23 protein-coding genes are annotated in these 23481 nt (G+C 70.2%); 1 reads left to right on the forward strand and 22 read right to left on the reverse strand.

All coding sequences use genetic code 11. The features are described from left to right. Positions 1-123 precede the first annotated feature (123 nt). The 16 genes from AC069T_RS34370 to AC069T_RS34445 all read right to left on the reverse strand — a co-directional run bounded on the left by AC069T_RS34370 (position 124) and on the right by AC069T_RS34445 (position 15864). A complete protein-coding gene (locus tag AC069T_RS34370) occupies positions 124-744 on the reverse strand; it encodes a GTP-binding protein (protein WP_478786479.1) in 621 nt (206 codons plus the stop codon). Beyond that, positions 725-1132 (reverse strand): DUF742 domain-containing protein, encoded by a 408-nt coding sequence (locus tag AC069T_RS34375; protein ID WP_478786480.1) that lies wholly within the window; start codon positions 1130-1132, stop codon positions 725-727. The genes AC069T_RS34370 and AC069T_RS34375 overlap by 20 nt, the downstream gene beginning before the upstream one ends. Continuing rightward, positions 1129-1536: a roadblock/LC7 domain-containing protein gene (locus AC069T_RS34380; protein WP_478786481.1), complete on the reverse strand. Its 408-nt coding sequence runs from the start codon at positions 1534-1536 to the stop codon at positions 1129-1131. Before AC069T_RS34380 ends, AC069T_RS34375 begins: the two co-directional genes overlap by 4 nt. Continuing rightward, positions 1533-3125, reverse strand: a complete 1593-nt coding sequence (locus AC069T_RS34385) for an ATP-binding protein (RefSeq protein WP_478786482.1) — start codon at positions 3123-3125, stop codon at positions 1533-1535. Before AC069T_RS34385 ends, AC069T_RS34380 begins: the two co-directional genes overlap by 4 nt. Positions 3126-3490: 365 nt before the next feature. Continuing rightward, on the reverse strand, positions 3491-6349 hold the full coding sequence (locus AC069T_RS34390; RefSeq protein ID WP_478786483.1) for a DEAD/DEAH box helicase: 2859 nt from the start codon (positions 6347-6349) through the stop codon (positions 3491-3493). Between the two features lie 47 nt (positions 6350-6396). Continuing rightward, positions 6397-7287, reverse strand: a complete 891-nt coding sequence (locus AC069T_RS34395) for a diacylglycerol kinase (RefSeq protein ID WP_478786484.1) — start codon at positions 7285-7287, stop codon at positions 6397-6399. Positions 7288-7316: 29 nt separating this feature from the next. Next, positions 7317-8261 carry a twin-arginine translocase subunit TatC gene (tatC, locus tag AC069T_RS34400; protein ID WP_478786485.1) on the reverse strand — a complete coding sequence of 315 codons (945 nt, stop codon included), beginning with the start codon at positions 8259-8261 and terminating at the stop codon, positions 7317-7319. Between the two features lie 47 nt (positions 8262-8308). Beyond that, a complete protein-coding gene (tatA, locus tag AC069T_RS34405; RefSeq protein WP_358854636.1) occupies positions 8309-8593 on the reverse strand; it encodes a Sec-independent protein translocase subunit TatA in 285 nt (94 codons plus the stop codon). A gap of 237 nt (positions 8594-8830) precedes the next feature. Next, positions 8831-9025: a hypothetical protein gene (locus AC069T_RS34410; protein ID WP_358854635.1), complete on the reverse strand. Its 195-nt coding sequence runs from the start codon at positions 9023-9025 to the stop codon at positions 8831-8833. A 24-nt stretch (positions 9026-9049) separates the two neighbouring features. Further along, positions 9050-9343 (reverse strand): hypothetical protein, encoded by a 294-nt coding sequence (locus AC069T_RS34415; protein ID WP_478786486.1) that lies wholly within the window; start codon positions 9341-9343, stop codon positions 9050-9052. After that, positions 9340-10422, reverse strand: a complete 1083-nt coding sequence (locus AC069T_RS34420; RefSeq protein ID WP_478786487.1) for a helix-turn-helix transcriptional regulator — start codon at positions 10420-10422, stop codon at positions 9340-9342. The genes AC069T_RS34415 and AC069T_RS34420 overlap by 4 nt, the downstream gene beginning before the upstream one ends. Before the next feature lie 15 nt (positions 10423-10437). Further along, positions 10438-11391: a helix-turn-helix transcriptional regulator gene (locus AC069T_RS34425; protein WP_478786488.1), complete on the reverse strand. Its 954-nt coding sequence runs from the start codon at positions 11389-11391 to the stop codon at positions 10438-10440. Positions 11392-11586: 195 nt separating this feature from the next. Next, entirely contained in the window at positions 11587-11958 is a 372-nt protein-coding gene (locus AC069T_RS34430) for an FKBP-type peptidyl-prolyl cis-trans isomerase (RefSeq protein ID WP_478786489.1), read from the reverse strand. A gap of 54 nt (positions 11959-12012) precedes the next feature. Continuing rightward, entirely contained in the window at positions 12013-12987 is a 975-nt protein-coding gene (locus AC069T_RS34435) for an FKBP-type peptidyl-prolyl cis-trans isomerase (RefSeq protein ID WP_478786490.1), read from the reverse strand. Between the two features lie 246 nt (positions 12988-13233). Beyond that, entirely contained in the window at positions 13234-14595 is a 1362-nt protein-coding gene (pafA, locus tag AC069T_RS34440; RefSeq protein ID WP_358854630.1) for a Pup--protein ligase, read from the reverse strand. Positions 14596-14604: 9 nt separating this feature from the next. Next, on the reverse strand, positions 14605-15864 hold the full coding sequence (locus AC069T_RS34445; protein WP_478786491.1) for an MFS transporter: 1260 nt from the start codon (positions 15862-15864) through the stop codon (positions 14605-14607). 115 nt (positions 15865-15979) lie between these two features. Here AC069T_RS34445 and AC069T_RS34450 point away from each other — a divergent pair, with 115 nt between their 5' ends. Then, the gene (locus AC069T_RS34450; RefSeq protein ID WP_478786492.1) at positions 15980-17026 is read left to right on the forward strand and encodes a LacI family DNA-binding transcriptional regulator; all 1047 of its coding nucleotides are present in this window, start codon (positions 15980-15982) and stop codon (positions 17024-17026) included. 159 nt (positions 17027-17185) lie between these two features. Here AC069T_RS34450 and prcA read toward each other — a convergent pair whose 3' ends face one another. The 6 genes from prcA to arc all read right to left on the reverse strand — a co-directional run bounded on the left by prcA (position 17186) and on the right by arc (position 23317). Beyond that, positions 17186-17932, reverse strand: a complete 747-nt coding sequence (prcA, locus tag AC069T_RS34455) for a proteasome subunit alpha (protein ID WP_478786493.1) — start codon at positions 17930-17932, stop codon at positions 17186-17188. A gap of 58 nt (positions 17933-17990) precedes the next feature. Continuing rightward, positions 17991-18836 carry a proteasome subunit beta gene (gene prcB, locus AC069T_RS34460; RefSeq protein WP_478786494.1) on the reverse strand — a complete coding sequence of 282 codons (846 nt, stop codon included), beginning with the start codon at positions 18834-18836 and terminating at the stop codon, positions 17991-17993. Beyond that, entirely contained in the window at positions 18788-19378 is a 591-nt protein-coding gene (locus AC069T_RS34465) for an endonuclease VII domain-containing protein (protein WP_478786500.1), read from the reverse strand. The genes prcB and AC069T_RS34465 overlap by 49 nt, the downstream gene beginning before the upstream one ends. Positions 19379-19413: 35 nt before the next feature. After that, positions 19414-19632: a ubiquitin-like protein Pup gene (locus AC069T_RS34470; RefSeq protein WP_121404181.1), complete on the reverse strand. Its 219-nt coding sequence runs from the start codon at positions 19630-19632 to the stop codon at positions 19414-19416. Between the two features lie 166 nt (positions 19633-19798). Continuing rightward, positions 19799-21310: a depupylase/deamidase Dop gene (gene dop, locus AC069T_RS34475; protein ID WP_476752105.1), complete on the reverse strand. Its 1512-nt coding sequence runs from the start codon at positions 21308-21310 to the stop codon at positions 19799-19801. A gap of 240 nt (positions 21311-21550) precedes the next feature. Then, complete coding sequence (gene arc, locus AC069T_RS34480) at positions 21551-23317, reverse strand: proteasome ATPase (protein ID WP_358854622.1); 1767 nt, start codon at positions 23315-23317, stop codon at positions 21551-21553. Positions 23318-23481: the final 164 nt, after the last annotated feature.

Here is a 23481-nt window from a genome sequence, read left to right on the forward strand (position 1 = left end):
GCTCCGAGGCTGAGGTGGATCTGCTGTGTCGGGGGTGGAGCGGGCCTAGGGCCTGTCGTTTGGATCACGCCGGCGTCGCGGACGAACCGTCGGTCACAGCCAGCCTGATCCAAACGACAGGCCCTAGGCGGACGTAGGCGTCATCGCCAGCGAGTGCAGGAAGCGCATCAGCGTCATGAGGACGTCCCGGCTGGAGGCACGGCGCCGCGCGTCGCACTTCACGATGGGGATCTCCTCGGACAGGTCGAGTGCCGTGCGCAGGTCCTCGACCGGATAGCGGGGCGCGTCCGGGAAGTCGTTCATGGCGATCACGAACGGCACACCGCGCTCCTCGAGGCGGCCGATGACGTCGAAGCTGACCTCCAGCCGCCGGGTGTCGACCAGGACGACCGCGCCGAGCGCGCCTTCGAACAGGCCGTTCCACAGGAACCAGAAGCGTTCCTGGCCGGGCGTGCCGAACAGGTACAGCACCAGCTGCTCCGTGATGCTGATGCGCCCGAAGTCCATGGCGACGGTGGTGGCCGTCTTGGTCTCCGAGCCGTAGTTGTCGTCGACTCCGATGCCGGCCTGCGTCATGGTCTCCTCGGTGGTCAGCGGCCTGATCTCGCTGACGGAGCCCACCATGGTCGTCTTGCCGACTCCGAAGCCGCCCACGATCACGACCTTCACGGCGGCCTGCGCCGTGTGCGGCAGATGGTCCGCGGTGCGAGGGCCCGTGATGGTGTCAGAGCTTTTGAAGTCCATGCATCACCGCTTCGAGGAGGGAACGGTCGGGGAGCGCCGAGCGGACGATCGGGGCGCGCGCCTGTACCAGTTCGGCCGCCAGCAGCTCGGTGAGCAGGACGGTCACCACGCTGAACGGCAGATTCAGATAGGCCGAGATCTCGGCCACGGACAGGGGGGCCTCGCAGAGCCGGAGCAGCGCCGACTGTTCCGGCTGGGAGTTGGGCGGGGGCGCTCCGGAGTTCGCCACGACCAGGGTGACCAGGTCGAGCGGGGCGCGCTCACCGCCCTCGCCCCCGCCCGTGAGCACGTACAGCCGCTCGGGGATTCCGCCGTCCTGGCTCGTTCGGGGAGACTCCGCAGGCTGTTCTTCCTTGAGGTGGCGCCGTCGGCGTCGGGGAGGAGTCATACGGTCTGCCCGTTGCGCCGCGGCGGGCTGGTCAGATGTGCTCCGATCCGTACGACCAGGTCGCGCATGCGATTGCTCATCAGTCCGGCGTCCACGGTCCGGTCGGCGAGCACCGCGAGGTAGGCGTTGGCGCCGGCCGACATCAGGTAGAAGTAGCCTCCGTCGATCTCGATGATGACCATGCGCATCCGGCCGTCGCTGTCGGGGATCTCACCCGCGACCGCTCCGGCCAGGCTCTGCAGTCCCGCGCAGGCGGCGGCGAGGCGGTCGGCGGCGTCCGGGTCGCCGCCGTAGCGGGCGATGCGCAGCCCGTCGGCGGAGAGCACCACGATCTGGTGGGTGCCCGGGACGCCGTCGGAGAGCTCCTTGAGCATCCAGTCGAAGTTGGCTCGCTGCTGGATCACTTGGGGTCCCCCTCGTCGTCGGCCTCGACGCGGGCCGGCTGGTTGCTCGTGGCCGGGGCCCCCGGTGCGGGGTCGCCGCCCTTGAGTCCGTTCATGAACGCCTCGACCCACAGGCCCGGTTCGGGCTCCTGCCGCTCGGGGGCGGGCTCGGGCGTCCAGACGGGTGCGGTCGCTCGGGCCGCCTCCGCGGCGGCCTCGGCGGCCCGGGCCTCGGCGATCCGCTGGGTGAACGAGACCTTGACGCGGCTGCGGCGCTGGGGCAGCCCGTTGGGCGCCCACTCGGTCACCTGGGGGGCGTCGTCCTCCAGGTGGCCGTCCGTCGGGGCCGGGACGCGGGGTCCGGTGGTGGGGCGGCGCTTCTTGGGCTTGCGGGCAGGGCCCTCGACGCCACCGGTGTCCATGCGCGGCACGGCGGCGGCGCCGATGCCGTGGGCGAGGCCCGGGGCGGGCTCGGTGGTGAGCATGGCGTGCGGCACGACGAGGACGGCGCGGACACCGCCGTACGCGGACTGCCGCAGCGAGACCTGCATGTCGTACATCTGCGAGAGGCGGCCGACGACGGCCATACCGAGGCGCGGGGCCTCCCCCAGGTCGTTGAGGTCGATGCCGGCCTGGGCCAGCCGGAGCATGTTCTCGGCCCGGCCGCGGGCCTCCTCGCTGAGGCTGACGCCGCCGTCCTCGATCTCGATGGCGATCCCGGTCTGCACCTCGACGGCGGTGACGTGCACCTTGGTCTGCGGGGGCGAGTAGCGCGTGGCGTTGTCGAGGAGTTCGGCGCAGGCGTGGATGAGCGGTTCGACGGAGATGCCGTCGACGGCGACCTCCGCGATCGCATGCAGTTCGATGCGGCGGTATTCGAGGATCCGGGACATCGCGCCGCGCAGCACGCTGAACAGCGGTACGGGCGCGGGCCACTGGCGTCCGGGGCGGCCGCCGCCGAGCACGGCGATGGAGTCGGCGAGGCGGCCGATCAGCGCGGTGCCGTGGTCGATGCGCAGCAGGTCGTCGAAGACCTCGGGGTTGCGCCCGTGGTCCTCCTCCATCTCGCGGAGTTCGTTGGCCTGCTGGTGGACGATCGCCTGGACGCGCCGGGCGATGTTGACGAAGGCGCGCTGGGCGGAGTCGCGCAGCGCGGTCTCGTGATCCACGATGTCGAGCACGGCCCGCGTCAAGACGCGCTGCGCGTGGGAGAGTTCGCGGTGGGCGGGATCGGCGTCGATGAGGGTGCGCAGCACGCTCGAGACGGGTTCTCCGCCGCGCAGCCGGTGCAGCGCGGCCGGCAGCAGTTCGGTGCCGAGGCGCACGATCTCCTGGTCGTGGCCGGCCAAGCGCTGTTCCAGGCAGGCGGTCCGGTGCGTGAGGTCGGCGCGCAGGGCGCGGGCGACGCGGCCGCGGCGTACCGCCTCCGCCGCGGTCGCGGTCACCAGGAGCGTGGCCACGGCCCCGCACCAGCCGACGGCGGTCCTGGCCGGTTCCGTCACCACGGCGACGGCGGCCCCGGACACCGCGGCCATCAGTATGGCCGGCAGCAACAGCACGCGCGCGTAGGGAAGTTCGCGGCCACCGGGAGGCGATTGAACACTCACCATGTATGCCCTCTGAGACAAATCGGCTGGAGTGGGGGGATCGTTCTGGACCTTTGGAACTCTTGGGAACAAGCGCACGAATTCATCTCAACTCGGTGCGCTGCGGGCGAGCTTAGTCCGACCGGATCATCGCCGTGTCATGTTCGGCAAGCCCCTGAAATCGCCCACGAGGCAGGAGTACCCTCAACCCCATTTGCACGCTCAGGCTTCACTCGCACACGTTCCGTGACGGCGCACGGACGTGCGAAAGCACCGTTCTGCCGGTGCACGCACGCCCTGCCGCGTACCCCGCCGGAAGAACGCCGGGCACACGCAGGTGCGCCGCCCCCTTCCGGGGACGGCGCACCGAGTCGGAGGGACGGGACCCGCTACCCCACCGAGGAGTAGGCCACGACACCGCGCAGCAGCCCGTCGACCGCCTTGCGGGCGTTCTTCGCGACCGTCGAGGTCTGGCCGGAGACCGGCGCGGCGGCCGAGATCTGGCCCAGCACGTCGATGACCTGCTTGCACCAGCGCACAAAGTCGCCCGCGGGCATCTCCGCCTCGCGCAGCACCTCGTCGAGACCCTTTCCTGACGCCCACTGGTAGGCGGCCCAGGCGAAACCGAGGTCCGGCTCGCGCTGGCCGACCCCCTCGGTCTGCCTGATCCGGAAGTCCTCCTCCAGGGCGTCGAGACGGCCCCAGATGCGGACCATCTCGCCGAGCGCGTCCTTGGCCCTGCCGGACGGCACCTTCGGCGCCATGGCGTCGTCGCCGACCCGGGACTCGTACACCAACGCGGAGACGCACGCGGCCAGTTCGGCCGGGCCCAGTCCTTCCCAGACGCCGGCGCGCAGGCACTCGCTGGCGAGCAGGTCGAGTTCGCCGTAGAGCCGGGCGAGCCGCTTGCCGTGCTCGGTGACCTCGTCGCCGCGCAGGTAGTCCAGCTCGGTCAGCAGCGCGACGATGCGGTCGAAGGTGCGGGCGATCGTGTTCGTCCGGCCCTCGATGCGGCGCTCCAGCTGCGAGGTGTCGCGCACCAGCCGGTGGTAGCGCTCGGCCCAGCGGGCGTGGTCCTCGCGGTCGCTGCACCCGTGGCAGGGGTGGGCCCGGATGGCGGTGCGCAGCCGGGCGATCTCACGGTCGTCGGCCGCCGCGGACCGCTTCTTGTGCAACCGGTCCGGGACGATGTGCCCGGCCTTGGTACGCAGCGCGGAGGCCAGGTCGCGGCGGGACTGCGGTGAACGCGCGTTGAAGGACTTGGGGATCCGCATCCGCTCCAGCGCCTCCACGGGCACCGGGAAGTCCATCGAGGCCAGCCGCTTGACCTGACGCTCGGCGGTGAGCACCAGCGGGCGCGGGCCGTCGACGTGCTCGAAGCCCCGGTGGCCGTTGGACCGGCCGGCGGGCAGCCCCGGGTCCAGCACGAGCGCCAGCCCCGCGTACTTGCCGGTCGGCACGTGGATCACGTCGCCGGGCTTGAGCTTCTCCAGGGCGACGGCCGCCTCGGCCCGGCGCTGGGCCGCGCCCTGCTTGGCCAGCTCGGTCTCACGGTCCTTGAGCTCACGGCGCAGCCGCGCGTACTCCTCGAAGTCCCCGAGGTGGCAGGTCATGGACTCCTTGTAGCCCTCGAGCCCCTCCTCGTTGCGCTGCACCTGCCGGGAGATGCCGACGACCGACTTGTCGGCCTGGAACTGGGCGAACGACGTCTCCAGCAGCTCGCGCGAGCGGTGCCTGCCGAACTGTTCCACCAGGTTCACGGCCATGTTGTACGACGGCTTGAAGCTGGAACGCAGCGGATACGTCCGTGTGCCAGCGAGTCCCGCCAGGTGCTCGGGGCTGCTTCCGCGCTGCCACAGGACGACCGCGTGGCCCTCGACATCGATGCCGCGGCGGCCCGCGCGGCCGGTCAGCTGCGTGTACTCGCCGGGGGTGATGTCGGCGTGCTGCTCACCGTTCCACTTGACGAGCTTCTCCAGCACCACCGACCGGGCCGGCATGTTGATGCCGAGCGCGAGGGTCTCCGTGGCGAACACGGCCCTGACGAGACCGCGCACGAAGAGCTCCTCGACGACCTCCTTGAACGTCGGCAGCATGCCCGCGTGGTGGGCCGCGATGCCGCGCTCCAGGCCCTCCAGCCACTCGTAGTAGCCGAGGACGTGCAGGTCCTCCGTGGGGATGGAGGCGGTGCGCTCCTCGACGAGTTCGCGGACCCGCGTCCGTGCCTCGTCGTCGTTCAGCCTGAGGCCCGCGTACAGGCACTGCTGGACGGCGGCCTCGCAGGCCGCGCGGCTGAAGATGAACGTGATGGCGGGCAGCAGCCCTTCCGAGTCGAGCCGCTCGATGACCTCGGGCCGGCTGGGCGTCCACACGCGCGAGCGCTGCCGGCGCTCGCGCTCGCGGTCCGCCTCGCGCATGGCGCGGCCCCGTCTGCGGTCCTGGTAGGACGGACGGCTCGCCTCCATCCGCGCCAGGCGGGTGAGGTCGGGGTTGACGGCCTTCCTGTGGCCCTCGCCCTCCTCGAAGAGGTCGTACATCCGCCGTCCGGCGAGCACGTGCTGGAAGAGCGGCACGGGCCGGTGCTCGGAGACGATCACCTGGGTGTCGCCGCGCACCGTGTCCAGCCAGTCGCCGAACTCCTCGGCGTTCGACACGGTCGCCGAGAGCGACACGAGGGTCACCGACTCGGGGAGGTGGATGATCACTTCTTCCCAGACGGCGCCCCGGAAGCGGTCGGAGAGGTAGTGCACCTCGTCCATGACGACGAACCCGAGGCCGCGCAGGGTCTGCGAGCCGGCGTAGAGCATGTTGCGCAGCACCTCGGTGGTCATCACGACCACCGGGGCGTCGGAGTTCACGCTGTTGTCGCCCGTGAGCAGGCCGACCTTGTCCGCGCCGTACCGGCGGGCGAGGTCGGCGTACTTCTGGTTGGAGAGCGCCTTGATGGGGGTCGTGTAGAAGCACTTCTTGCCCTGCTGGAGGGCGAGGTGGACGGCGAACTCGCCGACGATCGTCTTGCCCGAGCCGGTGGGCGCGGCCACCAGAACGCCCTTGCCCGCTTCGAGCGCCTGACAGGCCTCGATCTGGAAGGGGTCGAGGCCGAAGTCGTACATCTCGCGGAAGGAGGCGAGCGCGGTGGCCTGCTCGGCAGCGCGCTTCCGTGCTGCCGCGTACCGCTCGGCCGGTGAGAGGTCCTCTGTCATCGTGCTTTCGAGCCTACCGGCAGCCACTGACAACAGGACGATCATTATCCGGATCCGCCGGCCCGGGACCCGGATCCGCCCAGCTCAGCAGGTCAGGGAGCGGCGACGCGGACCGCTGCGGGCACGCACTCCGCGGTCAGCGGCAGCGGCCCGAGCGGCTCGCCGTCCGCGTACCCGGTGATGCCGTCGGCCACCAGCTCGACCCGGGCGGCCCGGTGGACGGTCACCTTGGGATGGCCGAGGTGCGTGCCCCGGTACACCTTCGGGAACACCTTGAGCAGCGTCGTACGGCTGCAGTCCCCGACGACGGTGACGTCGAAGAGCCCGTCGCCGAGGTCGGCGTCGGCACAGATCCTCATGCCGCCGCCGTACGACGAGCCGTTGCCGACGGCCACCAGCGTCGCCTCGACCTCCCGGACGTCGCCGTCGTCCAGCGTGATCCGGTACGGGAACGGCTTGAAGGAGGCCAGTTCCGCGAGCATGGCCAGGTCGTACTTGAAGCGGCCGGCGGGCCACCGCATCCGGTTGCCCCGGTCGTTCACCCGGGAGTCGAAGCCGGAGGCGAGGACGGTGCCGAACCAGGTGCCGCCGACCCGCCCGAGGTCGACGTCGCGCAGCCGGGCGGACTTGAGGGCGTCGGCGATCTGCCGCCCCGCTGCCGCGGGGTCGCGCACCGGGAGCCCGAGGGCCCGCGCGAAGTCGTTCCCGGTGCCGACGGCGACCAGCCCGAGCGGCGTGCGCGTACCGGCGACGGCCTGCAGGGCGAGGCTCGCCATCCCGTCGCCGCCGACGGCCACCAGGGCGCCGGTGCCCTCCGAGACGGCGGCACGCGCGCGCGTGAGTGCGTCCCCGGCGTCCGCGCCGAGGACCGTCCGCACCAGGAAGCCCGCCGCCCGCAACGCCGAAGCGGCCGGCTGCGCCGCGTGGGCGCCCCGGCCGCGGCCCGCGGTGGGGTTGACGAAGAGGGTGATCTCGCTGGTCACGGCCTGACCTTACGAGGTCCCGGTCTTCGTCAGGTCACGTCGTCATAACCGTTGACCCGGTCCGTGCTCGCCTGCTCGGGCAGCGCCCGTCCGGCCGGGACGGCTTCGATCTCGCCGATGTCCTCGGGGGTGAGGTCGAGCTCGGAAGCCTCGTCGTCGGCGGGGCCCTCGGCATCGCGCCGCCGCCTGCGCCGGTCGTTCAGGAGGGAGAAGAGCACGGCGAAGAAGTACAGGACCCAGATCGGGCCCGCGAGGGCCAGCATGCTCAGCGGGTCCGTGCTGGGCGTCGCGAGGGCCGCGAACAGCGTGATGCCCAGGATCATCCCCCGCCACCAGCCCAGCATGCGCTTGCCGGTGATCATCCCCGTGAGGTTCAGGAAGATGAGCAGCAGCGGCAGCTCGAAGGACAGGCCGAAGACGACCACCATGCGCGTCACGAGGTCGAGCAGGTCGTCCAGCGGCAGCAGGTTGACCGCCCCGTCGGGCGTGAAGTCCAGCAGTACCTTCGCCGTGGTGGGCAGCACCTTGTAGGCGAAGTAGGCGCCGCCGAGGAAGAGCGGGGCGCCGAGGCCCACGAACCCGTAGGCGTACTTCTTCTCGTGCCGGTGCAGGCCGGGCGCGATGAACGCCCACAGCTGGTAGAGCCAGACCGGGGACGCCAGGACGACACCGGCCATCAGGGACACCTTCAGGGCCAGCGTGAACGGCATGAGCAGACCGCTGACCGTCAGCTGGGCGCACTGGTCCTTGGAGGACTTGGACAGTTCCTCGAAGGTCTGGTGGCAGCCGACCTTGCTGAGAATCGGCTCCGTGATGAAGTTGATGATGTCGTAGTAGAAGAACGCGGCCACGACCGTGACGGCGACGATGGCCAGCATCGCCTTCGCGAGCCGGTTGCGGAGCTCACGAAGGTGTTCCGCGAGGGGCATCCGTCCCTCGGGATCCCTCTCCTTCTTGCGGGCAGACTTGAGCAACCCACGTCCTCATCTCGTGCGGCGGGCCGGAGGCCTCCGGCCCTGCGTCAGCGCTTGGTCGTGTCCGTCGGCTCGGCCACCGGGCGCGAGCTGGTCACGTCGCCGGGCGCGGCCTGGATGGTGCGCTGAGAGGGGGACTGCTCGTCGGTGTTCGGCGGGCCCGCGGGGGCCGGGTCGTGGCCCTCCGACTTCATGGCCTTGGCCTCGCTCTTGAGGATGCGAGCGGACTTGCCGAGCGAACGCGCCATGTCCGGAAGCTTCTTCGCGCCGAACAGCAGGATGATGACGACGAGGATGAGAATGATCTCGGGGGCGCCGAGCCTTCCGAACATAAGTCTTTACCTTCTCACCGAGGCGGCTGGATTGGGAGCTGTTCGATCGGTCGGACAGGTGCCCGATCGTCGTGCTGACTGCGATCGTAACGCTCAGGGGTAAACGCGAGGCAATCCCTGTGCGTACTCCCAGTTCGCGGCCCGCGCCTCGTTATCCGGGCCACAACAAGCAGCGTACCCGGCTGCCCCGCCGCCTCGACAGGCCGGAAGCCCCTCGGACGGCCGGGAACCCGTGACTCACAGGGTGTCCACGGAGCGGGCGGTGATCACGGCGACCCGCTCCAGATCCTCCGCGGCACGGTTGATGCGCTGCGCCGAATCGGCCACCTGCCGTCCGAGGCGCTGCGCCTCCAGGAAGACGCGGACAGCCAGCACGCCGAGCACGGCGATTCCCAGGAAACCCACAGCGATCGCGAACATCGGCCAGAACATGTCGTCGACCCTAGCGCCTGTCCCTCAGATCCCGGAGTGCAGGCGCAGGGTCCGCACCCCGCCGCCGATGAGCAGTTCGACGATCCGCTCACCGGCCGGCTTGCGCACAGCCTCCCCGCAGTCGGGGCAGGTGAAGGAGTAGAACGTGGTGCGGCTGCTGGCGCCGACGGCCAGCCGCAGCGCCGCGGCGGAGAGCTCGAAGCGGCCCCGGCAGTCGGGGCAGGCGGCTCTGAACAGCACGGGAGCGACCCTCGTCATCCCGGCGAACGCCGACGCCACCGACATGTCATGTGCACCAGAGATCGCCGACGTGCTCACAGCCCCTGCTCCTGCCTGTCGTACAGCTCGTCCTGAACTCCGTGGGGCGCGGCCTGCCCGGTGGCCGGCCGGGGTGCGCCGAGCGCTCCGTGCGGCTCGGGCCCGTCGTACGCCGCGAGCGCCTCGCGGGCCGCCCGGCGGGCGCTGTCCGCGAGGTCCTGCGGCGACACGATCCGGCCGTCTCCGCCGAGTCGCAGCGCGAGCCGGCGCAGCGAGGCCGGGTCGGGGGCCCGCAGCGTGATCCGCAGTCCGCCGTCGGGCAGTTCCTCGGCGGTGTCGTGGGGGTAGTACTCGGCGACCCAGCGACCGCCGGGGCCGACCTCGATCACCACCTCGGGGTCCTCGGCGGCGGGCTGCACGAGGCCTTCGGAGAGGTCCCGCAGCTCGATCTCGGGCGGCGCGGACGGCTCGTCCAGGATGCGGATCTCGGCGACCCGGTCCAGCCGGAAGGTGCGGCGCGCCTCGGAGCGGCGGCACCACGCCTCGACATAGGTGTGGCCGACGCTGACCAGGCGGATGGGGTCGATCTCCCGCTCGGAGAGCTCGTCGCGGGCGGGCGAGTAGTAGCGGATCCACAGGCGGCGCCGCTCGGAGATGGCCCGGTCGACGTCCGCGAAGACACCGCCCTCGGACTCGAAGGTGACCGAGAGCCGGGAGCTGGCGCCCGCCGCCTCGCCCGCCGCGGCCTCGACCTTGGCGGTGGCCCGCAGCAGGGCCTGCCGGTCGCCCTCGCGCAGTCCGGGCAGCGTGGAGACCGCGCGGGCGGCCACGAGCAGCGCGGTCGCCTCGTCGGCGGCCAGGCGCAGCGGCTCCGCGGCCTCGGCGCCGAGGGCGGCCGGGTTGTGCCACCAGATGCGGTCGCCGTCGGTGTCGATGTCGAGGAGGTCGCCCCCGCGGAAGCTGGTCCCGCACAGCGGCAGCACGTCGAGGTCGGAGATCAGCTCGTCCTCGCTGATGCCGAAGGCGCGGGCGACGTCGCTGACACGCGCGCCGGGGCGCTCGCGCAGATAGGTCACCAGCGACAGCATCCGCCGGGTCTGGTCGATGGCGTTCGCCGGCTTGGCCGATTTGCCTGCCACGTTGTCGTGTCCCCCTCAGCCCTTGGCCACGGCGCGCAGCCGGTCCACTACCTCGGCCCGCAGCTCGGCGGGCTCGAGGACCACCACGTCCGGCCCGAACTCCACGAGCCAGGCGTCCAGGCCGTGCCCGTATGGAATCTCCAACTCGTCCCACCCGTCGCCGAGTTCCCGTACGGAGGCGGCCTTGGCGCGCAGCGGGTAGCCGGCACCCGCGCGCAGCCGGATCCGGGCGGAGCGGTCGGCGTTCTCCCCGGCCCAGCTCGCGACCGTCACCCGCACGGTGACGACGTCGGGCACCTCGGCCGTGAACTTCCCGGAGCGGCTGCGGACCTTGCCGGTGATCCGCGAGAGCCTGAAGACGCGTTCGGCACCGCGGTCGCGGTCCCAGCCCGCCAGGTACCAGTGGCCGCGCCAGCACTCCAGGGCCCAGGGTTCGACCGTGCGGGGTTCGGGCCGGGCGGCGGTGGCCTTCCGGTACTCGAAGGTGACCGGGCGGCGGTCGCGGCAGGCCAGCATCAGCGGTTCGAAGGCCGCCTCGTGCACGGGGATGTGCGGCTCCAGGGCGCCGTGGACCTCGTACGGGTCGACGTCCTCGGGCAGGCCGGCGGCGCGCAGCTTCTGCAGGGCGCCGCTCGCCGCTCCGGCCAGGCGGGCCTGCTGCCACACCTTGGCGAGCAGGCCCAGGGCGGCGGCCTCCTCGGCGTCGAGCGTGATCGGCGGCAGGCGGTTGCTGTCGCGGCGGGCGAGATAGCCGACCTCGCCGTCGAGGTTCTCCACGGTCGCGATGACCAGGCCGAGTTCGCGCAGATCGTCCTTGTCGCGCTCGAACATCCGGTTGAAGGAGTCGTCCGACCCGGCCTCCAGGTAGGCCTCGATGGACTCGCGCAGCTCGCGCTTGCTGAGTGGCCGCCGGGTCCCGAGCAGACACAGCGCGAGGTTCATCAGCCGCTCGGCCTTGGCAATGGCCATCGACGCCCTTCCTATGGTGCTTCCGACCGATGACCGTACCGCTCCGGAGTGTCGCGGCAAAAGCCGAGGGCCCATGCCGGACAGGCATGGGCCCAGTTGATCGGGTCCGGTCAGATTTCGATCACACGGCGGACGAAGACCTGACCACGATCCGATTCCGACGACGACCGGATCGGGTGCGGTCCCTTCGACGGCTCAGACCGAGATCAGGTCGCAGACGAAGATCAGCGTCTCGCCCGGGGCGATCCGGCCGCCGGCACCGCGGTCGCCGTACGCGAGGTGCGCCGGGATGGTCAGCTGGCGACGGCCGCCGACCTTCATGCCCTGCACGCCCTGGTCCCAGCCGGAGATGACCTGGCCGACACCGAGCTGGAACTGCAGCGGCGTGCCGCGGTTCCAGGAGGCGTCGAACTCCTCGCCGGTCGAGAAGGCCACGCCCACGTAGTGGACCTTGACCGTGTCACCGGCCTTGGCGACCGGCCCGTCGCCCTCCCAGATGTCCTTGATCTCGAGGTCCGCCGGGGGCTCGCCGCCCGGGAAGTCGATCTCGGGCTTCTCGATGCTCACTTCATTGCTCCTTGTTACGCGGCACGGTCCCGGACGGTGTCACTGACACCGCGGTCAGACCGTTCCGAGGATATCCACTACGAAGACCAGCGTGTTCTTGGCCAGCTCGCTCTGCGGGTTCGAGCCGTAGGCCAGCGAGGGCGGGATCACCAGCAGGACACGGTCGCCCACGTTCTTGCCGACGAGGCCCTTGTCCCAGCCCTGCACCACGGAACCGGTGCCGATCTGGAAGCCGGTGGCACCCCCGTGGTTCCAGGAGGAGTCGAACGTCTTGCCGTCCTCCCACTTCACACCGGTGTACTGGGCGATGAGGCCCTGGCCCGCCTTGACCTTCGGACCGGTGCCCTTGATGAGCACCTGCTCCTTGAGGTCCTTGGGCGCCTTGGTGTTCTTCGGGACGGTGATGATCGCCGCCTTCTGCGAGGGGGCCTTCACCACCGGCATGCCCGGCGCCGGGGCGGCCTGCTCACCCTTGACCTCCGCCTTGGGGTCGACGGCGGCGGCACCGGCAGCGTCGACCACCCAGACGAGGACGTCCTTCTTGGCGATGCCGGAGGACGTGTTCAGGTTCTCGCCGATCAGGTCGCCCGCGGTGCCCTGCACCAGGACGCGACTGCCCTGCTTCTTGCCCTCGACGGCGTCGAGCACCTTGGCGGGCAGCTGCTGGCTCTGCTGGCCGACGCGCTCCACGGCCTGCTGGCGCGGCGTGCTGCCGCTGCTCGCCGAGGCCCAGGTGCCGCCGAGCTCCTTGGCGCCGTCCCACTTCTCGACGGTCCAGTCCAGCCGGACGAAGTCCGACTTCTTGATCACCTTCCCGTCCCCCTCGGACACGGTCCTGACCACCGTCTTGTCCGACGGGTCACCCTTGGGGACAGAGATCTTCGGCTTCTGCCCGACCTCTCCCTTCACCACGGCGACTCCTTCCGCGGAGCCGCCGTCGTCGTCACCGTCCGATCCGCACGCGGCGGTGAACAGCAGGGCGGGTACGGCCAGCAGCGCGACGGCACGACGCTTCACGTTGTAGTTCATCAGTCCAACTGGGGATCGGAGGCGGGGCAATGGGCGCCACTCTACGGCGTACGCACATCGGTGCACGGATTGTCGCGACACACGCGGGTGCCCGGGCCGCGTGACACTCCGGACACCCTCGCCCGCGCGCGGACCGCCCGAGGACGGCACCGGGGCGCACCCGGCCGGTCCGGGACGGACAACGCCCGATGCCCGGCGGCATCACTGCCTCCGGGCATCGGGCGTCGCGCACCGTGCGCTGCCGGCTCACATGCCGGCGATCAGCTTCTCCACGCGGTCGTCGACGGAACGGAACGGGTCCTTGCACAGCACCGTGCGCTGCGCCTGGTCGTTCAGCTTGAGATGGACCCAGTCGACGGTGAAGTCGCGGCGCTGCTCCTGGGCCCGCCGGATGAAGTCGCCGCGCAGCCTCGCGCGGGTGGTCTGCGGCGGCACGGACTTGCCTTCGAAGATCTTCAAGTCGTTGCAGATCCGGGCGGCTTGCCCCTTCTTCTCCAGCAGGTAGTACAGACCGCGGCGACGGTGGATGTCGTGGTAGGCGAGGTCTATCTGCGCGACCCGCGGATTCGACATCGTCATGTTGTGCTTGGCCCGGTACCGCTCGATCAGCTGGTACTTCATCACCCAGTCGATCTCGGTGCCGATCCGGTCGAGGTCCTCGGCCTCGATCGCGTCGAGCGTGCGGCCCCAGAGCTCCAGGACCTGCTCGACGGTGCCCGTGCGGATGCCGCGGCGCTCACAGAAGTCCACGGCCTTCTCGAAGTACTCGCGCTGCACCTCCAGGGCGGAGGCCTCGCGCCCGCTGGCCAGCCGCACCTTGCGGCGGCCCGTGATGTCGTGGCTGACCTCGCGGATCGCCCGGATCGGGTTCTCCAGGGTCAGGTCGCGCATCACCGTGCCTGCCTCGATCATGCGCAGCACGAGGTCGGTGGCGCCCACCTTGAGCAGCATGGTGGTCTCGGACATGTTCGAGTCGCCGACGATGACGTGCAGCCGGCGATAGCGCTCGGCGTCCGCGTGCGGCTCGTCCCTGGTGTTGATGATGGGCCGGGAGCGGGTCGTCGCGGAGCTGACGCCCTCCCAGATGTGCTCGGCACGCTGGCTCACGCAGTACACGGCACCGCGCGGTGTCTGCAGCACCTTGCCGGCGCCGCACAGCAGCTGTCGCGTGACGAGGAACGGAATGAGAATGTCCGCGAGTCGGGAGAACTCCCCGTGCCGGGCCACCAGGTAGTTCTCGTGGCACCCGTAGGAGTTGCCCGCCGAGTCGGTGTTGTTCTTGAACAGATAGACGTCGCCCGCGATTCCTTCCTCGTGCAGGCGGCGTTCGGCGTCGACGAGGAGTCCTTCGAGAATGCGCTCGCCGGCCTTGTCGTGGGTGACCAGCTCGGTCACGTTGTCACATTCGGGTGTCGCGTATTCCGGATGTGATCCCACGTCGAGATAAAGGCGGGCACCGTTCCGCAGAAAGACATTGCTGCTGCGGCCCCATGACACGACACGGCGGAAGAGGTACCGCGCCACCTCGTCGGGAGACAGGCGGCGCTGTCCCCTGAACGTACACGTGACGCCGTACTCGTTCTCCAGCCCGAAAATGCGGCGGTCCATGACTGAACATTACGCCCGATCCCCTGCGCTGAAACGGGGTTCGACGGCACGGTTTGGATCATTTTCCGATGAGACCGCAACGACCTGGCCCGCGGCGGGAGCTGCCAGGACCCGCCCGGTGGCCAGCAGGACCAGCAGGGACACGGCCCCGGCGGCACCCGGCACCGCGAAGCCCCAGAAGGCTCCGCCCCACTGGACGACCGGTCCCGCGAGGCCCGTTCCGACCGACGCGCCGACGGTGAACGTCGTCACCAGCCAGGAGAACGCCTCGGTGACCGTGCCGCGCGGGGCGTGCCGGTCGACCAGGATGAAAGCGCAGGCGATGCACGGCGCGAGGAAAACGCCCGAGAGGGCCGTGAGCGCCGTCATGGCCACCGCGCCCGGCGTCAGCATCAGCGGCAGGTAACACACCCCCAGAAGGGCGACCAGCCACCTCAGTCGACCCTCCGGCTCCCCCGCCCACCGCCGCGCGCCGTACACGCTGCCGCCGACCAGGGCACCGAGACCGAGGGCCGCCATCAGCCAGCCGTACACGGCGTCACCGCCGTGGTCGTCGGCGTACGACACCGCGGCGACCGTGATGGAGCCGAGCGCCATGCCGATGAACAGGAACGCGCCGAGCAGGGCGAGCAGGCCAGGCGAGCGCAGCGCGCCCAGCCAGTGTGCCTCGCGCGGTGCCGAACGCCACGCGCGCGAGGGGGGCGAGAGCACCACGGAGAGGGCGCCGAGGAGCCCTATGACGCTCAGGACCAGCAGCGCGGCCCGGGCGGACCAGAGCGACACGCAGAGCGTCACCAGCAACGGCCCGACGGTGAACATGATTTCCTGCGCCACGGCGTCCATCGCGTACGCGGTGTGCACCTGCTCCTCCTTGCGCAGGACGCTGGGCCACAGGGCACGCAGGCCGCCCTCGAGGGGCGGCGTGAAGAGCCCGGCGACGGCCATGGAGGCGTACGCGAGGGGCAGCGGGTCGGTGCCCGCGAAGGCGAACGCGGTCATGCCGAGAGCGGAGACGAGGGCGGCCGGCAGCTGGACGCGCGGCTGCCCGCAGAGGTCCACGAGGCGGCCGAGGAGCGGCTGGCCCACCGCGTTGGAGACGCCGTAGACGGCCGCCAGTGCCCCGGCCAGGCTGTAGGTGCCGCCCTCCGCGCGGATGAAGAGCACGACCGCGATCGCCGCGGTGGCGTTCGGCAGGCGGCCCACCAGGGTGCCGGTGAGGAGCCGTGCGGCGTGCCTTGTCCTGAGGATCTCCAGGTATCCCGCGGCCATGTCGCCTTCCCTCCCGAGCGCCGAGGCTGCCCGCACCTCAAGTTTTACGTATAACGTCCTCGCTCATACGTACCATGTGCCCAGTCCGGGAGTCCAGCAGAGAGACAGGTCGACGGTGGCACCGAGCAGCACGCGCCCCACGAGCCGGGACGTCGCCCAGGCCGCCGGGGTGTCCCAGGCGGCCGTCTCCCTGGTGCTCGGCGACAAGTGGCGGGGCCGGGTCTCCGCGACGACGGCGGACCGGGTCAGGGAGGCCGCCCGTGAACTCGGCTACCGGCCCAACCTCGCCGCCCGCAATCTGCGCCTCGGCCGCACCCGGACCGTGCTCCTCGTGGTGCCCGCCCTGACCACCGAGTTCTTCGCCGGCGTCTACACCGGCGCCGCCCGGGTCGCCGCCGAGCACGGCTTCGGTGTCGTCCTGTACCCCTCCCCCGAAGGCATCGGCCCGGCCCGCGACCCCTTCGGCTCCGCCCCCGCCGCCCTGGACGGGATCCTCGCCTCCTCGATGGCCGCCGACGCCCTCACCGCCATCCGCGGCGACCAGCTGCCCCTCGTCATGCTGGACAGCGACCCCGCCGGCAGCCTGGGCGCGGCGACCGTCAACCTCGACATCGCGGACGGTGTGCGGCAGGTCGCGGAGCACCTGCTGGCCCTCGGCCACCGCCGCATCCTGCACCTGGCGGCCGACGTCGCCTCCTGGACGTTCGAGGTGCGGGCACGGGAACTCGCCACGCGGCTCGCCGCCGTCCCCGGCACCCGGCTGCGGACCGCACCCGCCCCCATCTCCATCGACGGGGCCCTGGCCGCCGCCGAGGCCGCCCTCGGCGCCCCCGGGCCGCGGCCGACCGCGATCGTCTGCGACGACGACAAGCTGGCCGCGGGCGCCTACAAGGCGGTGCGGCGGCTCGGTCTGCGCGTCCCGGACGACGTCTCCGTCACCGGCCTCGACGACCTGGCGCTCGCCACCGCCATCGACCCGGAGCTGACCACCGTCCGGCTGGACGCCGAGCTCTTCGGCGAACGCGGCATGGCGGCCCTCCTGGCGGTCCTGGAGGGCCGCACGCCCGAGGCCGGCGACATCCCCGTCGAACTGGTCGTACGGGGCTCCACGGCCCCGCCCACCGGTCACCGCACCGGGACGGGGTCCCCCTCGGGCGTCTGAGCAGCGGGGTCCCGGGCGGCCCGGCGCATCGGGACGACGACCGGGACCACCGCGCGCCCCCGAACGGGACCAGGGCCCCGGCCGGAACCGGGGCCCCGGAAACGCCGCGCGCCCCGGCCACAGGGGCCGGGGCACGCACACAGCGAGGCGGACGCGAGATCACTCCTCGTCGTCGGGATCCTCTGCCTCCGTGGCGGTGGACGCACCACCGACCTCCAGCAGGCGGCCGAGCTGCCGCCCGGTGATGCGCTTGAACTTGCGCTGCTGCGGACGCGTACGGTCCAGGACGGCGACCTCCAGGCGCTCCACGGGAATCTCCCGCTCACCGCCGTTCGGCTCGCGCGACAGGGACTGCACGGCCAGCTTGAGCGCCTCGGCGAGCGTCATGCCGTCCTCGTGACGCTGGTCCAGATAGCTGCTGATCTGCTCCGCGTTGCCACCGACCGCGACCGAGCCGTGCTCGTCGACGATCGATCCGTCGTGCGGCAGCCGGTAGATCTGGTCGCCCGCGGCGGTCTCCCCGACCTCGGCGACCACCAGCTCCACCTCGTACGGCTTCTCGGCGGCGGAGGAGAAGATCGTGCCCAGGGTCTGGGCGTAGACATTGGCGAGACCGCGGGCGGTGACGTCGTCCCGGTCGTAGGTGTATCCGCGGAGGTCGGCGTAGCGCACACCGCCGATCCGCAGATTCTCGTACTCGTTGTACTTGCCGGCGGCGGCGAAGCCGATCCGGTCGTAGATCTCGCTGAACTTGTGCAGCGCGCGGGACGGGTTCTCGCCGACGAAGACGATGCCGTCGGCGTACTGCAGCACGACCAGGCTGCGGCCACGGGCGATGCCCTTGCGGGCGTACTCCGCCCGGTCGGCCATCGCCTGCTGGGGAGAGACATAGAACGGCGTCGACACCGGTTAACCGTCCCTTTCTGTCGAAGTCACAGGGTCACCTTGGCAAGAGGGAGCGAGGTCAGAGCAGCGCGGCCCGCGGGCCGTCGGGCTGCTCGAGGCGCCGCTCCAGGATCGCGCGGGCGATCTCGGAGGACTCCGGCTCGGTGAGCCTGCGGAATCCCTCTTCGGTGATCACGGTGACGATCGGGTAGATCCGGCGGGCGACATCGGGACCGCCCGTCGCGGAGTCGTCGTCGGCCGCGTCGTACAGGGCCTGGACGACCAGCGTCGTGGCCTGCTCCTCGGTCAGGTCGTCGCGGTAGAGCTTCTTCATGGCGCCGCGCGCGAAGATCGAGCCGGAGCCGGTGGCGGCGAAGCCGTGCTCCTCGGAGCGGCCGCCGGTGACGTCGTAGGAGAAGATGCGGCCGCGCTCGCGGTCCACGTCGTACCCCGCGAAGAGGGGGACCACGGCGAGGCCCTGCATGGCCATGCCGAGGTTGGAGCGGATCATCGTGGAGAGACGGTTCGCCTTGCCCTCCAGGGAGAGCGTGGCGCCCTCCACCTTCTCGAAGTGCTCCAGCTCCAGCTGGAACAGCTTCACCATCTCCACGGCCAGACCCGCCGTGCCGGCGATGCCCACCGCCGAGTACTCGTCGGCCGGGAAGACCTTCTCGATGTCGCGCTGCGCGATGACGTTGCCCATGGTGGCCCGCCGGTCGCCGGCGAGGACCACGCCGCCGGGGAACGTGACGCCGACGATGGTGGTGCCGTGCGGCGCCTCGATCACGCCCTGGGTGGGCGGCAGCTGCCGGTTGCCCGGGAGCATGGCCGGCTGATGCTCGGACAGGAAGTCCATGAAGGACGACGACCCGGGCGTCAGGAAGGCAGCTGGTAGACGCCCGGTGCTACGAGTAGTGGCTTCCACGAGGATCCTTCCAAGTAGGCGGCAGCCCGACGAACAGCGTCGGGATCATCTCCCAACTTGCCGATGGCCGAATTGCAGTTGAAGCACAGTACGCCACGGACACTACCCGTCCTGTGGCAGTGATCCACATGAACGGCAGGAGCTTTCAAGCAGATCACGCAGAGCCCCCGCTGAGAGTCCACCAGCGCGTCACGCTCGGCTTCGGTGAGGCCGTAGTTGCGCTTCAGATGACCCGCACGCCCCTCGGCGGCGCGACACACCTTGCAGCGCGTCGACAGTCCGTCTGAGGCCGTGGCATTCCGGTGCCACTCGCTCCACGGCTTGACCTCGCCGCATTTGAGACAGAGCTTGTGCCCCTCGGGCACCTCCGCCAGCGGACGGACTTTTTGCCCGAGGCTCTGCTGACGTTTCCGGTGATAGTCCGACGCGCAGTCTCGGCAGTGGCGTTGCAGACCGTCCAGGTTGGACCGCTTGCGAGCAAAGGCTGCGCGCGGTTTGTCCTCACCACACCGCACGCAGCCCTTCAGGGACTCTCCATTCATCACGCCCAGAATCCCCGTAGCCTTCGATTCGAAGGCTACTCGCCACCCTTCTGAACGAATGACCGAACGAAGTCCTCGGCGTTCTCCTCCAAGACATCATCGATTTCGTCCAGTACGGAGTCGACGTCGTCGCTCAGCTTCTCCTGGCGCTCCTTGAGGTCCTCGGAGGCCTGCGCGTCCTGAGTCTGCTCCTCGGCCTCCTCCGTGGAACGCGTGGCCTTCTGCTGCCCGCCGCCGGTGTCCTTGGTCGCCATAACCCTCACCCCGCTCGGTTCGACGTTCTTGATCAGACCCTACAAGCAGGGTCCGACATCGGCCCCGCAGTTGCTGCAACGTCCGGGCGCCACCTCGATGATTCCCGGCCACCGCCTCTTTCCACCCCGCCGCGGCCACCCGGCCGCAGCGGGGCACATGACCCGCTCAGCGCCCCGACAGGACCCTGACCAGGTCTTCCGCCGTACGACAGCGGTCGAGGAGCTCCTTGACGTGATTACGCGTTCCGCGAAGCGGCTCCAGGGTTGGGACGCGCTGGAGCGAGTCACGACCGGGGAGATCGAAGATCACCGAGTCCCAGGAGGCCGCGGCGACGTCGTCCGCGTACTGCTCGAGGCAGCGTCCGCGGAAGTACGCCCGGGTGTCCTCCGGCGGCTTGGTGCGGGCCCGCTCGACGTCCGCCTCGTCCAGGAGCCGCTTCATCCTGCCCCGGGCCGCGAGACGGTTGTACAGGCCCTTGTCGGGCCGCACGTCGGCGTACTGGAGGTCGACCAGGTGGAGGCGTGCCGCGTCCCAGTCGAGGTCGTCCCGGCGCCGGTAGCCCTCCATCAGCTCCCGCTTGGCGACCCAGTCGAGCTCCCGGGAGAGGCTCATCGGATCGTTCTCCAGGCGGTTCAGGGTGTCCTCCCAGCGCGCCAGGACGTCCTTGGTCTGGTCGTCCGCGTCGGCACCGAAGCGCTCCTCCACGTACTTGCGGGACAGCTCGAAGTACTCCATCTGAAGCTGTACGGCGGTGAGTGTGCGGCCGCTGCGGAGCGTGACCAGGCGCTTGAGCGTCGGGTCGTGCGACACCTGGTGGAGTGTGCGGACGGGCTGGTCGACCGCCAGGTCGACGGCGATGAAGCCGTCCTCGATCATGGAGAGCACCAGGGCCGTCGTGCCCAGCTTGAGATAGGTCGAGATCTCCGACAGGTTCGCGTCGCCGATGATCACGTGCAGGCGGCGGTACTTCTCGGCGTCCGCGTGCGGCTCGTCGCGCGTGTTGATGATCGGCCGCTTCAGGGTGGTCTCCAGCCCAACCTCGACCTCGAAGTAGTCGGCACGCTGGCTGAGCTGGAAGCCGTGCTCGTGGCCGTCCTGTCCGATGCCGACGCGTCCGGCGCCGGTGACCACCTGCCGGGAGACGAAGAACGGCGTGAGGTGGCGCACGATGTCCGAGAAGGGGGTCTCCCGCTTCATCAGGTAGTTCTCGTGCGTGCCGTAGGAGGCGCCCTTGTTGTCGGTGTTGTTCTTGTAGAGGTGGATCGGCTGGGCGCCCGGCAGCTGGGCCGCGCGCTCCGCCGCCTCGGCCATGATGCGCTCGCCGGCCTTGTCCCACAGGACCGCGTCCCACGGGTTGGTGACCTCGGGCGCGCTGTACTCCGGGTGCGCGTGGTCGACGTAGAGACGCGCGCCGTTGGTGAGGATGACGTTGGCCAGGCCGATGTCCTCGTCGGTGAGCTGGCTGGAGTCGGCGGTCTCACGGGCGAGGTCGAAGCCTCGCGCGTCCCGCAGCGGATTCTCCTCCTCGAAGTCCCACCGGGCGCGGCGCGCCCGGTGCATCGCCGCCGCGTAGGCGTTGACGATCTGGGATGAGGTGAGCATGGCATTGGCGTTGGGGTGGCCGGGGACGGAGATTCCGTACTCCGTCTCAATGCCCATTACTCGCCGTACGGTCATGCGGCCCTCCTTGCCCGGCGGCGCCCCCGGTCGGGGGCGCTGCTCAAGTACCGCTGGTGCTCCGGTGCGTGCGCGGTGCCCGTCCCCGCATCACGCGACTCGGCGGTACGAAAGAGCCTAGAACGCCTTTGCGCTGGTGGGGAGATCATTTGCGTCATTGCCTTGCTCCGGCCGTGGCCGTGGCCTGAAAAGCAGTCGGCTGCGGATACCCGTGAAGGGCACCCGCAGCCGCCCTGTCTTTTACAGGTACTGACCCGTATTCGCCACCGTGTCGATGGAGCGCCCGGTGTCCGCGCCCTGCTTTCCGGTGACGAGGGTGCGGATGTAGACGATCCGTTCGCCCTTCTTGCCGGAGATGCGGGCCCAGTCGTCCGGGTTGGTGGTGTTCGGCAGGTCCTCGTTCTCCTTGAACTCGTCCACGCATGCCTGGAGGAGGTGGGAGACCCGGAGGCCCTTCTGGTTCGCGTCGAGGAAGTCCTTGATGGCTGCTTTCTTCGCGCGGCCGACGATGTTCTCGATCATGGCGCCGGAATTGAAGTCCTTGAAGTACAGGACTTCCTTGTCGCCGTTGGCGTAGGTGACCTCGAGGAAGCGGTTCTCCTCGGACTCGGCGTACATCTGTTCCACCGCGGTCTGGATCATGCCGTGGACCGTGGCCTCCCGGTCCCCGCCGTGCTCACCGAGGTCGTCGGAGTGCAGCGGGAGGCGCGCGGTGAGGTACTTCGCGAAGATGTCCTTCGCGGCCTGGGCGTCCGGACGCTCGATCTTGATCTTCACGTCGAGCCGGCCGGGGCGCAGGATCGCGGGGTCGATCATGTCCTCGCGGTTCGAGGCGCCGATCACGACCACGTTCTCCAGGCCCTCCACACCGTCGATCTCGGCGAGCAGCTGGGGGACGATGGTGTTCTCCACGTCCGAGCTGACACCGGAGCCGCGGGTGCGGAAGAGGGACTCCATCTCGTCGAAGAAGACGATGACGGGTGTGCCCTCGCTGGCCTTCTCCCGTGCACGCTGGAAGACCAGGCGGATCTGCCGCTCGGTTTCGCCGACGTACTTGTTCAGGAGCTCGGGGCCCTTGATGTTGAGGAAGAAGCTCTTGCCCGTGGCCTGTCCGGTCACCTCGGCGACCTTCTTGGCGAGCGAGTTGGCGACCGCCTTGGCGATGAGCGTCTTGCCGCATCCGGGGGGCCCGTACAGCAGCACACCCTTGGGCGGCCGCAGTTCGTGCTCCTTGAAGAGGTCGGGGTAGAGGTACGGGAGCTCGACCGCGTCGCGGATCAGTTCGATCTGGTTTCCCAGGCCGCCGATCTGCTCGTAGCCGATGTCCGGGACCTCTTCGAGGACGAGCTCCTCGACCTCGCTCTTCGGCACGACCTCGTAGACGTAGCCGGACCTGGGTTCGAGCAGGAGGGCGTCGCCGGGGCGGATGGTGACGTCCAGCAGCGGCTCGGCGAGCCGTACCACCCGTTCCTCGTCGGTGTGCCCCACCACGAGGGCGCGCTCGCCGTCCTCGAGGATCTCCTTGAGGGTGACGATGTCGCCGACGCTCTCGTACTCCATGGCCTCGACCACGTTGAGCGCTTCGTTCAGCATCAGTTCCTGGCCGCGGCGGAGCTCTTCGAGCTCCACGCTCGGGCTGACGTTCACCCGGAGCTTGCGGCCCCCGGTGAAGATGTCCGCCGTGCCGTCCTCGTTCGCCGTGAGGAAGACACCGAAGCCGGCCGGCGGCTGGGCCAGCCGGTCGACCTCCTCCTTGAGGGCCACGATCTGGTCGCGGGCCTCACGGAGCGTATTGGCGAGCCGCTCGTTCTGTGCGGACACGCCGGCCAGGTTGGTCTGCAGCTCGACGATCCGCTCCTCGAGAATCCTCGTGTGCCGCGGAGAGTCGGCGAGCTTGCGTCGCAGGACGGCGATCTCCTGCTCAAGGTAGGCAACCTGCCCGGCGGGGTCATCGGACCCTCTTCCCGGGCGGATGCCGCGGTTCATGTCGTCGTCGTGGGCTGCCACGGTCCTCACCTCCTCCAAGGGGAGCTGGACGCTTCCAGACCCTACCTGGGTGGGTGTCGATTGAAACCCCTAGATCACAAAGACTGTCGAGGAGTGTCCGATCTTCACCCTTGCGCTCTCCCTCACGCCAGGGGAATACCCACCCAACATGCTCGGGAAGCGGA

The organism is Streptomyces sp. NPDC043867, from assembly GCF_056435845.1.